General features: G+C 67.5%; 9 protein-coding genes. 8 read left to right on the forward strand and 1 reads right to left on the reverse strand.

Going from position 1 to position 11,510, the window contains the following annotated elements; all coding sequences use genetic code 11:
• The 8 genes from C0461_RS11075 to C0461_RS11110 form a co-directional block, all read left to right on the forward strand.
• On the forward strand, positions 1 to 381 hold a 381-nt coding region (locus tag C0461_RS11075), incomplete at its 5' end, for a cell division protein FtsQ/DivIB (protein WP_292106856.1).
• 11 nt (positions 382 to 392) lie between these two features.
• Positions 393 to 1,715: a cell division protein FtsA gene (ftsA, locus tag C0461_RS11080; protein ID WP_292106858.1), complete on the forward strand. Its 1,323-nt coding sequence runs from the start codon at positions 393 to 395 to the stop codon at positions 1,713 to 1,715.
• A 207-nt stretch (positions 1,716 to 1,922) separates the two neighbouring features.
• Positions 1,923 to 5,228, forward strand: a complete 3,306-nt coding sequence (locus C0461_RS11085) for a TonB-dependent receptor (protein WP_292106861.1) — start codon at positions 1,923 to 1,925, stop codon at positions 5,226 to 5,228.
• Positions 5,229 to 5,460: 232 nt separating this feature from the next.
• Positions 5,461 to 7,053: a cell division protein FtsZ gene (gene ftsZ, locus C0461_RS11090; RefSeq protein ID WP_292106864.1), complete on the forward strand. Its 1,593-nt coding sequence runs from the start codon at positions 5,461 to 5,463 to the stop codon at positions 7,051 to 7,053.
• Positions 7,054 to 7,206: 153 nt separating this feature from the next.
• A complete protein-coding gene (gene lpxC / locus C0461_RS11095) occupies positions 7,207 to 8,106 on the forward strand; it encodes a UDP-3-O-acyl-N-acetylglucosamine deacetylase (protein ID WP_292106867.1) in 900 nt (299 codons plus the stop codon).
• 55 nt (positions 8,107 to 8,161) lie between these two features.
• A complete protein-coding gene (locus tag C0461_RS11100; protein WP_292106870.1) occupies positions 8,162 to 9,835 on the forward strand; it encodes a lysine--tRNA ligase in 1,674 nt (557 codons plus the stop codon).
• Positions 9,836 to 9,862: 27 nt separating this feature from the next.
• On the forward strand, positions 9,863 to 10,138 hold the full coding sequence (locus C0461_RS11105; protein ID WP_292106873.1) for a hypothetical protein: 276 nt from the start codon (positions 9,863 to 9,865) through the stop codon (positions 10,136 to 10,138).
• A 95-nt stretch (positions 10,139 to 10,233) separates the two neighbouring features.
• The gene (locus C0461_RS11110; RefSeq protein ID WP_292106875.1) at positions 10,234 to 10,773 is read left to right on the forward strand and encodes an SH3 domain-containing protein; all 540 of its coding nucleotides are present in this window, start codon (positions 10,234 to 10,236) and stop codon (positions 10,771 to 10,773) included.
• Between the two features lie 58 nt (positions 10,774 to 10,831).
• On the opposite strand, the gene C0461_RS11115 is transcribed toward C0461_RS11110, so the two are convergent.
• Positions 10,832 to 11,464: a helix-turn-helix transcriptional regulator gene (locus tag C0461_RS11115; protein ID WP_292106877.1), complete on the reverse strand. Its 633-nt coding sequence runs from the start codon at positions 11,462 to 11,464 to the stop codon at positions 10,832 to 10,834.
• Between the last annotated feature and the right edge of the window lie 46 nt (positions 11,465 to 11,510).

Genomic DNA, 11,510 nt, shown 5'->3' on the forward strand with positions numbered 1-11,510 from the left:
GTCTGGCAGACGGGCGGCCGCAACTATGTGGTCGACGGCTCCGGACAGGTGATCCCCGGCGCCGACCCGGGCCGCTATCCGCGCCTGCCGCTGGTGGTCGGGACGGGCGCCGCCGAGGCCGCCTCGGACATCCTGCCCCTGCTGCGCCAGCGCCCGCGCCTGATGAACCGCGTCGAGGCCCTGGTCCGCGTGGACGAGCGGCGCTGGGACGTGCGGCTCCGCAACGGCGGCGTCATCCAGCTGCCCGCGACCGATCAGGAGGCCGCGCTCATCCAGCTGGACTCCATGGACCAGCGCGAGCGCCTGCTCGACCTCGGCTTCGAGCGCGTGGACCTGCGCGCGCCCGACGCCGTGGCCGTGCAGCCGACCGGCGAAGCCTAGGGGAGGGCGTCATGTCGCGAGATCGAAACGAATCCGGTCAGGCCATGGGCGCTCACAATCGCGCCCCGGTGGTGGCCGCGCTGGATCTGGGCCACGCCAAGATCGCCTGCTTCATCATGAAGCCCGAAGGCGTGCGCCACGCCGACCGCACCGTGCGCGTGGCGGGGGCCAGCCATGTCCAGTCACGCGGCATCAAGGGCGGCTCGATCGTCAATATGGACGAGGCCGCCCAGGCTATCGGCCACGCTGTCGAGCGGGCCGAGCGGGCCGCGGGCGCGCCGGTCTCGGGCGTCATCGTCTCCACCGCCATCGGCCAGACCGCCAGCCACCGGGTCCAGGCCCGCGTGTCGCTGGGCGCCAATCCCGTCGGCGACGCCGACCTGGCCCGCGCCATCGCCACGGCCCTGGCCCAGATTCGCCTGCCGAACCGGCGCCCCATCCATGTCCTTCCCGTCGCATGGTCGGTGGACGGTTCCCGGGGGGTGCGGGATCCGCGCGCCATGCGCGGTGCGTCGCTGGGACTGGACCTTCTGGTGGTGTCCATGGCCGAAGGCGTCTTCGCCACCCTCAGCCATTGCCTCGAGCTGGCGCACCTGGATCTCCAGGGCGTCGCCGCCGCCCCCGTCACCGCCTCCCTGGCGGCGCTGGAGGAGGACGAGATGGATCTGGGCTGCGTGGCCATCGACATGGGCGGCGGCTCCACCTCCGCCGCCGTCTGGGGCGGGGGCAGCCTGCTGCACGTGGAAAGCCTGAACGTGGGCGGCGACCACGTCACCTCCGACATCGCCCGCGGGCTGTCCACCTCCAGGGCGGGCGCCGAGCGGCTCAAGACCCTGCACGGCTCGGCCATGGCCTCGCCCAACGAGGATCGCGAGATGCTGGAGGCCCCGCCGCGTGGCGAGGACGCCTCAGCCGGTCCGGTCATCGTCCCTCGCGCCATGCTCAAGACCGTCATCGCCCCCCGGGTCGAAGAGACTCTGGAACTTCTGCGCGACCGCCTGAAGGCGTCGGGCCCCGGCCTGGAGCCCGGCACGGGCATCGTCCTGACCGGCGGCGCCAGCCAACTGAATGGCGTGCGCGAGCTGGCTGTGCGGGTGTTCGATCGTCCCGTGCGTCTGGGCCGCCCCCAGCGCGCGCCTCACCTGGCTGACGCCGCCTCGGGGCCGGCCTTCTGTTCGGCCGCCGGGGTTCTGCTCCGCGCCGCCTACGGTCCGCGCGAATCGGTTTCGGCCCGCAAGCTGATGTCGCGTCAGCTCAGCCCAGCCGACGCCCCCCGCGTCCACTCCGGCGGCCTGATCGCCCGCGCCGCAGGCTGGCTGCGCGAGAATCTCTGAACACGCACGATCATCCTGCTTCCCATCCGAATTGGGGCCGACTGTTGCGGGACTGTGGCGAGATTGTAACATTAGCGACGCCAGTTCGCCGTGAAGTCGCCTCAATGCTTGCCCGAGCGCCATTCGCCGCTACTGTCGCGGTAGGGGGCGCATCAGCCGATTGCGGCGCCTGTCTGTGTTTCACATCAGCTGAGCTCGGGTTAAACCATGAACATAAATCGCAAACTGCTCCTTGGCAGCACGGCCTTCGCGACCGCTTTCGCGCTCGCCGCGCCGGGTCTCGCCCAGGACGCCCCGCCCGCATCCGAACGAGATGCCACGACGGTTGAAGAGATCGTCATTACGGGCTCGCTGATCCGTCGTGACCCGGTGAACGCGCCGACGCCGCTGATCCAGGTGAGCCGCGATGAAATTCTGGAAACCGGCCAGACCACGATGATCGACTATCTGGCGACCATCCCGGCCCTGATGAACTCGCGCGTGCCGACCGACAACACCGGTTCGGTCCTGAACGCCCTGGGTCTGGAATTCCCCAACCTGCGCAGCTTGGGCACGGGCCGCACCCTGACCCTGATCGACGGCCGCCGTCACGTCGGCTCCTCGGCCGGCTCGCTGTCGGTCGACGTGTCGACCGTCCCCCGCCTGCTGATCGAGAACATCGAGATCGTCACCGGCGGCGCCTCGTCCATCTACGGCGCTGACGCCGTGTCGGGCGTGCTGAACTTCATCCTGCGCGACGACTTCGAAGGTCTGGAGATCGACGCCAACCTCAGCCAGATCGCCAGCCGCAACGACCGGCTTTCCCGGCGCGTCTCCATGCTGGCCGGCCGCAACTTCCTGGACGACCGCCTGAATGTCTATCTGCACGCCGAGTATGAGCTGAGCGACGAAGTCACCTCGTTCGACCTGCCCTGGCTGGACCGTGCGCCCACGGTCCTGGGTCTGGACGCCGATCCGACCTCGGCGCCGACCGACGGCATCATCGACCAGGCGGTGTTCTTCAACCTGAACCGCATTGATCGTCCGCGGTGGGGCCAGACGACCCTGTTCGGCGGCGCGCAGGCCAGCCCGACCAGCAACCCGAACGTGCCCTACGTTCAGTGCGCCGGCCTGACCAACAACACCAACTGCTTCGGCGTGGCTCCCGGCCGCACCTTCTGGTATGAAGGCGGCGGCGCCCGTCTGGCCAATTTCGGCACCCGCGTGGGCAACACCGGCATCAACCGTCCGTTCAACGTGGGCGGCGACGGTGTGAACCCGGCGGACTTCGCGCTGTTCTCGCAGTATCCGGAGATGGAGGCCCAGCGTTACCAGGCCGGCCTCAACTTCGACCTGACCCCGAACGTTCGGGCGTTCTTCGAAGCCAAATACGTCCGCGAAGACAGTAACTTCATCGGGCAGCCGAGCTTCTTCACCGTCAATCTGTGGGACAACACCTACGGCCCGAACCAGGCCAGCATCACGCGGGCTACGTCGCAGTTCGACCTGCGCTATTCGGACAACGCCTTCCTGCCCCAGGCGGTGAAGGATGCGATCGCCGCCAACGTGGCGCCGGTCTACGGCCCGCCCACGGCGGATTCGCCGTCGGGTGTTCTGGGCTTCGTGGCCGCGCCCTACGCGCAGCACACCATGTTCGGTCCCGAGCGCTTCCAGGAGAACATCCGTGAAGTCACCCGCTTCGTCGGTGGCTTCGAGGGCACCTTCGATCGCGTGGCCTTCGTGAGAAACATCAACTGGGACATCGGCTACACCTACGGTGAGATGGACAACCAGAACCTCGAGTACGGTCTGGACGTCCAGCGCTTCCAGTGGTCGGCCGACGCCGTGGTCGACACCGCGGGTGTCCTGGGTTCGGCGGGCGCCATCGTCTGCCGCATCAGCCTGCTGGACGCCCAGGGCGTGCCGAACGGTCAGCTGGTGGACTACTTCCGTGGCGGCGACATCCGCGACACGGCATACGGTCAGCAGTCGATCGACGAGTGCGTTCCGCTGAACATCTTCGGCGCGGGCAACCAGTCGGAAGAGGGCCTGGCCTACTCCACCGCCTTCCTGGACGTCACCCAGACCAACAAGCAGCACCAGGGTATGGCCCGCATCGCCGGCCAGCTGTGGGACTTCTGGGGCGCCGGCCCGATCGGCATGGCTCTGGGCTACGAGTACCGCAAGGAGTACACCGAGGGTGTGGGCCGTGACGCCAGCACCGCCGGTCGTTTCCTGTTCCTGAACACCGGCCCCGACTTCCTGGGCGCCGAGTACAGCAGCGACGAGGTCTTCACCGAAATCTCGCTGCCGCTGATCCGGGACTCGTTCCTGGGTGAGTACGCCGAGATCAGCGGTTCGTACCGCTTCTCGGACTACACCACCGTCGGCGAGATCGAGACCTGGGGCGTGAACCTGGTTTATCGTCCCATCCGGGACATCGCCTTCCGCTCCAGCTTCAACACCTCGATCCGGGTGCCGAACCTGGGCGAGAACTTCGCCCCGGCCACCCAGACCTTCTGGAACGGCGTGGTCGATCCCTGCGACACCCGGCAGATCGCGTCGCCGAACCGCACGACCGAGGAGCGCACCAACCGCATCCAGAACTGCGAGCTCCTCGCTCAGCAGTACGGCTTCGGCGGCCAGTTCAACTGGTCGGATCCGACCGCTGCCAACGCCTATCTGCCCACCTACACCGGTGGCGTGGCCGGCGTGAACGCGGGCAACCCGTTCCTGGAGCCGGAAGAGTCGGAAAGCTTCACCTTCTCGGTGATCCTGCAGCCGCGCTTCATCAACAACCTGTCGATCGTGCTGGATTACTACAGCATTCAGGTCAACGACGTGATCGCCTCGGTGACTGCGGCGACTGCGGCGACCAACTGCGTCAACGGCGCGACGCTCAACACCGCGGCCTGCAACACGATCTTCCGCAACAACCCGGACATTCCGTTCGGCGTCGGCGCTCCGACCGGTGATCCGATCGGCGGCTTCATCCAGGGTTCGCTCAACTACGCTGCCCTGGAGACCGAAGGTCTGGACTTCGCGGTCAACTACGCGATCGACACCTACGACTGGTTCGGCCGCGACTGGGGCCGCCTCAGCTACCGTCTGGGTGGTCTGTGGCTGCTCAAGCAGGAGCAGTACACCAACACGGACGATCCGACCGACGCCACGGTCCTGTCGGGCCAGCTCGACTACCCGCGGGTCCGTCTGACCTCGTCGCTGACCTACGCGCCGAGCGATACCTGGAGCGTGAACTGGACCATGGACTGGCAGACCGCCCAGCACATGGTTCGCCCGTCGGCCTTCGTGAACAACCCGGACAGCCGTCCGGCCTCCGAGCTCGACACCGGCGACTTCGCCCGCCACGACTTCACCGTCCGGTGGAACGTGAACGACGACGTCTCCCTGCGGGCCGGCGTTGTGAACGCGTTCGACAACAGCCAGCACCCCTGGCTGGGCACGACGCTCGAAAACCAGTTCGACGCCTTCGGTCGTCGCTTCTTCGTCGGCATGAACTACCGCCTCTGGTAGGATTTGCTGATCCGAAACGGGAAAGGGCGGTCCTTCGGGACCGCCCTTTTTCTTTTGTGGGCAAGGCGTCGGCGAACGCCGAAAGACCTTTCCATTTCCCCGACTCAGGCTAACGGGTAACCATCTCTTAACGTTGATGGTTCTTTCATTAACGCAGGGTTCGGACCCATGTGATTCGCGGGGGTGTGTCGCGCAGGGTCCCGGACAAACGGGTCGGAAGGTCGAAACCAAAATGTCGCTGTCGCTGGTCAAGCCGCAACACACTGAACTCAAGCCCCGCATCGTCGTGTTCGGTGTCGGCGGCGCCGGCGGCAACGCCGTCAACAACATGATCGACGCCGGCCTCGAAGGGGTCGAGTTCGTCGTCGCCAACACCGACGCCCAGCATCTGTCGTTCGCCAAGACCGACCGGCGCATCCAGCTGGGCGCCACCATCACCCAGGGGCTGGGCGCAGGCGCCCATCCCGAAGTGGGCATGAACGCCGCCGAGGAGTCCGTGGATGAGATCCACGAGCACCTGGAAGGCGCCCATATGGTGTTCATCACCGGCGGCATGGGCGGCGGCACCGGCACCGGCGCGGCCCCTGTCATCGCCAAATGTGCGCGTGATCGCGGCATCCTGACCGTCGGCGTGGTCACCAAGCCCTTCACCTTCGAGGGCCGCCACCGCATGCGCCTGGCCGACGCCGGCATCGCCGAGCTGCAGCGCTACGTCGACACCCTGATCGTCATTCCGAACCAGAACCTGTTCCGCGTCGCCAACGAGAAGACCACCTTCGCCGACGCTTTCGGCATGGCGGACCAGGTGCTGCACTCGGGCGTGCGCTCCATCACCGACCTGATGATCCTGCCGGGTCTGATCAATCTGGACTTCGCCGACGTGCGCGCGGTCATGTCCGAGATGGGCAAGGCCATGATGGGCACCGGCGAGGCCTCGGGCGAGGACCGCGCCTTGCTGGCCGCCCAGAACGCCATCGCCAACCCCCTGCTGGACGAAACCAGCCTGAAGGGCGCCAAGGCCGTGCTGGTCAACATCACCGGCGGCATGGACATGACCCTGATGGAGGTGGACGAAGCCGCCAACGCCATCTCGGCCGAAGTGGACATGGACGCCAACTTCATTTTCGGCGCCGCCTTCGACCCGGCGCTGGAAGGCAAGCTGCGCGTGTCGGTGGTCGCCACCGGCATGGACGAGGAAGCCACCCAGTCCATCGAACCCCCGCAGCAGCGCCCGCTGGAGACCCCGCGCGCGCCGGTCATGCCGACCGCCGCCACCAGCTACGCCGCCGCCACCCGTCACGAGCCCATGACCGCGCGCGAGCCCGCCGCCCCGTCCTGGGCCCGCGAACCGGTTCAGCCGGCCGCCCAGGCCCCCGCGCCTCAACCCAAGGTCGAGGCCGACCCTGTCATTCGTCCGGCCCAGCCCGCCGCCGCCTCGGCCGACCCCGAGCGCGTCATCGGCCGCATCGTCGATCCCTCGGTGGAAGAGTATGAGGACGAGGCTGCGGAGATCGAGCAGGGAGACCTGTATTTCGACCGCCGGCCCGAGCCCGCTCCCGCGCGGCGCCCGGCCCCGCAACCGGCCCAGCCGGCGCAGTACGCCGACGACAGCCTGTTCGAGAGCCAGGAGCCCAAGCGCGGCTGGAGCCTGTTCGGCCGTGGCCGCCGGTCTCCCACCAGCCAGAGCTACCAGCAGGACGCGCCCGCCCCGACTGCGCCCCAGATGCGTCCGACCCATCAGGCCCAGCCGGTGGACGAGCCCCAGCAGACCCAGGCCGACGACGATCTCGAGATCCCGTCCTTCCTGCGCCGTCTCGCCAACTAATTCGTAACCATCGCGATCCCTTGCAACGCAAGGGTTTCGCGATGGATCGAAACAATCCGAAACCCGGATTTCATTTACCCTTTGCGGCGCCCTCATTAACTGCATGACGGGGCGTAGACCGTCTTGTGACGGTAGCATTACGGGTATCTCGATTTGTTCGGACGCGACGATCATCACGAACGCACGCTCAGCGCGCCCGCCATCTGTGCGGGTGTGGGCGTGCATTCGGGCGAGCGCGTGCGTCTGGCCATCCGCTCGGCCCCCGCGGGCACGGGCGTGGTCTTCGTGCGCACCGATGTCACCGACCGCGACAACCGCATCCCGGTGTCGGGCGAGGCGGTGGTCGAGGCGCGCCTGAACACCATGATCGAGAACGCCGACGGCGTGCGCCTGTCCACCATCGAGCACCTGATGGCGGCCTTCGCGGCCCTGGGCGTCTCCAACGTCATCGTCGAGGTCGACGGGCCGGAGCTTCCCATCCTGGACGGCTCGGCCCTGCCGTTCGTCCAGCTTCTGGACCGTGCGGGCTTCCGCCGCCAGCAGGCCCCGGTCCGTTACATCGAGATCCTGGAGCCCATCGTGGTGGAGGAGGGCGACAAGCGCGCCGCCCTTCTGCCCTGCGATCGCTACGAGATGCGTTTCGAGATTGATTTCGACTCGAAGGTCATCGGCAATCAGGTGGTGGACTTCGTGGTCGACGAGGCCACCTTCCGCGACCAGATCATGGCCGCGCGCACCTTCGGCTTCGCCCACGAGGTCGAGGCCCTGCGCCGCGCCGGCCTGGCCCGCGGCGGCAGCCTGGAAAACGCCGTGGTCATCGACGGCGACGTCATCCTGAACCCCGGCGGGCTTCGGATGGAGCGTGAGTTCGTCAAGCACAAGGCCCTGGACGCAATCGGCGACCTGTATGTGCTCGGCGGCCCGCTGCTGGGCCGCTACGAAGGCGTCAAGGCGGGCCACGCCCTGAACAACCAGCTGGTCCGCGCCCTCCTGGCCGCCCCCCACGCCTGGCGCGAGGTCACCCGCGTCCCGGAACTGGCCCAGGTCGGGTGATCGCCCGCGGCGGAATCCATTGACCGCCGGGCGTTCCGCGCCCTAAGCCCAAGTCATGCTGCAAAACATCGAAGCCCTGTCCCGCGAGGCCCGGTCGTGGCCGTTCGAGCAAGCCCGCAATCTGCTGGCCCACCTGCTCAAACATCGCCTCGACACCGACGGGGAGCGCGACCTGGCCGCGACCCTGATCGGCAAGGACAAGACGGACGAGGCCCTGGCCGCGCTGCCGGCGCTTGCGCGCCCGGTGATCTTCGAGACCGGCTACGGCCCCTCGGGCCTGCCGCACATGGGCACCTTCGGCGAGGTGGCCCGGACCACCATGGTGCGGGGCGCCTTCCGCGCCCTGACCGGCGACCACTGGCCCACGCGCCTGATCGCCTTCAGCGACGACATGGACGGCCTGCGCAAGGTGCCCGACGGCGTGCCCAACCCGGAGATTCTGGCGGAGGATCTGCACAAACCCCTGACCAAGGTGCGCGACCCGTTCGGGACCCACGACAGCTTCGGCGCCCACAACAACACCCGTCTGCGCGCCTTCCTCGACGGTTTCGGTTTCCAGTACGAGTTCATGAGCTCGACCGAGGCCTATCGCTCCGGCCGGTTCGATCAGGCGTTGCTGACCCTGCTGGAGCGGTTCGACGCGGTGCAGGCCATCATGCTGCCGACGCTGGGCCCTGAGCGTAGAGCGAGTTATTCACCTTTCCTGCCCATCAGCCCGATCACCGGCCACGTGCTTCAGGTCCCGACGCTGGAGCGCAATCTGGATCGCGGGACCATCGTGTTCGACGACCCGGCGGGCGGCCGCACCGAGGTTCCCGTCACCGGCGGCCATGTGAAGCTGCAGTGGAAGCCCGACTGGGCCATGCGCTGGGCCGCGCTGGGCGTGGATTATGAAATGAGCGGCAAGGACCTGATCGACTCGGTCAAGGTGTCCTCAAAGGTCTGCCGCGCCCTGGGCGGCGTCCCGCCCGAGGGCTTCAACTACGAGATGTTCCTGGACGAGGCCGGCCAGAAGATCTCCAAGTCGAAAGGCAACGGCCTGACCATGGACGAATGGCTGCGCTACGGCACGCCGGAGTCCCTCAGCTGGTACATGTTCCAGTCGCCCAAATCGGCCAAGAAGCTGCACTTCGACGTCATCCCGCGCGCCATCGACGACTATCTGCAGGCGATCTCCACCTTCCCGACGCAGGAGCCGCCCAAGCAGATCGACAACCCGGTCTGGCACATCCATTCCGGCGCCCCCCCGAAGGACGCCAGCCCGGCGTCCTTCTCGCTGCTGCTAAATCTGGTGGGCGTGGCCAACGCGTCGAACAAGGCTGAGCTGTGGGCCTATTTCGCCCGCTACCTGCCCGAGGCCACGCCCGAGAGCGAACCGGTGCTGGACCGGCTGATGGGCCATGCGCTGAACTATTACGAGGACTTCGTGAAGCCCACGAAGGCCTTCCGCGCACCCACCGAGGCGGAGGCTGCGGCCTTCCTGGACCTGGCCGAGCGCCTGCGCGCCCTGCCGGCCGACACCACCGACGGCGAGGTGATCCAGAACGAGGTCTATGCGGTGGGCAAGGAACACGACTTCCAGCCCCTGCGCGCCTGGTTCGCGGCCCTTTACGAGGTCCTGCTGGGCCAGTCGCAGGGCCCCCGGTTCGGCTCCTTCGCCGCCATCTACGGCCTCGACCGCACCATCGCCCTGCTGGAGCAGGGCGCCCGGGGCGAACTGGCGCGGTAGTTCAACCTGGGCAGCTTGGAAAAAATCGTGGAAGTTCTCATTCTAGTGGCGGCGGTTTCCACATTTTTCTACATAATTTCAGCTGTTTATATATCAATCGGGTCCAAATGGAATATTCCGGAGGGTGGGCGATTGAACGCTGTTCAGCTTCCGGCGTCCTTAACTTTCCCCATGGATCTTTTCCTTGTCGATCTTGGCGAAGCCAGAAAAGCGTTCGTTGTGGCCGTCTATGGGTGCCGCATTGCGCTGGTAGTGTTGATTCTCTCCATCCTGTCCTTCCTCCTCTGGGGCAGGGCGGTCTGAGATGAACCCCACCTAACCGCCCGCGTCTGAACCGCTTCAGCTTCGGGGGCCTAGCCTCTCCTCATCGACAACGATCGAACAAAGGAGAGAGCGTCATGTCGAACCTGAAGTCTTCCTCGAAAGCCGCTCTGGCGGTGTTGGTGGCCGGCGCCATGGGCCTGGCCGGAACCGCATCGGCCCAGTCCTGGGGCCAGCAGCCTCAGCGCCCCGTCGGCTCGGGCGTCCTCGGCTGTGACGCCCCCGGCGGCCGCCAGCAGGCCGGCGCGGTGATCGGCGGCATCCTGGGCGCGGCCCTGGGCACCCAGATTTCGCGCAACGAGCGGGAGCTCGGCGCGGTGGGCGGCGGCGTCCTCGGCGCTGCGGCAGGGTCCTACGTCGGTTGCCGTCAGCAGCGCGCCCGCCTCGACCATTACAACGCCGGTTACAACAACGGCCATGCCGAGGCCGCGGCCCGCGCCAACACCTATGTGGCCAACTCGAACCTGCGCATCCGCTCCGGTCCCTCCACCGGCTACGGCCAGATCGGCTCCATCGGCGCCGGTCAGAGCTTCCAGGTCGCGGGGTCTCAGGGCCAGTGGCTGCAGCTTGCCGGTGGCGGCTACGTCCACTCCGGCTACGTCCGCCGCGCGTACTGATCCTCCCAGCCGTGCGTGAGGCGAGGGCCGCTCCGACAGGGGCGGCCCTTCTTCGTGACTACTGGCTGACCCACAGAATCCGCGCCATCCAGTCGATGTCCCGGGGGTGCAGGGTGCGGGGCGGATGGGCGGGATTGATGGAGCCCAGCTCAACCCGCGTGGCGGTCAGGCGCGTGACCTCCTTGGCCATGACCTCGCCGCCTGAGGTGCGCACCACCACCCGGTCGCCCTTGCGCACATCGGTCACGGCCCGGTCCACGATCACCACGTCGCCCTCGCGGTACAGGGGCGTCATGGAGTCCCCGCTGATCTTCAGGCTGAATCGCGTGTCCCCGGCGGCGGGCAGCAGGGTGCGGTCCCAGCCCTGGCCGGTCGGATAGCCCGCGTCGTCAAAGAAGCCGTCCGCCCCCGCCTGGGCCATGCCCAGCAGGGGCACGCTCTCGGCCGAGGCCGCGTCCCGCGCCAGCCGCGCGAAGTCGCCCAGGCTGAGTCCCGCCACGCCCAGCGCCAAAGTCAGGCTTTCGGTCGACGGCCAGCGCGGCCGCGGCGGCTCACCGGGGCCGAACCGCTTGGACCGGTTGAAGCTTGTGGGATCCAGGCCGGCCGCCCGCGCCAGCGCCGACGGCGTCATGCCCTCTCGCGCCGCCAGGGCGTCCAGACCTTTCCAGAGTTGGGCGTGCGTCAGCGCCAAGGCGACCTCCCGAATCGCCCGAACCTAACATGAAATAGGAATAAAA

This window comes from Brevundimonas sp. (assembly GCF_013823285.1).
Classification (GTDB): domain Bacteria; phylum Pseudomonadota; class Alphaproteobacteria; order Caulobacterales; family Caulobacteraceae; genus Brevundimonas.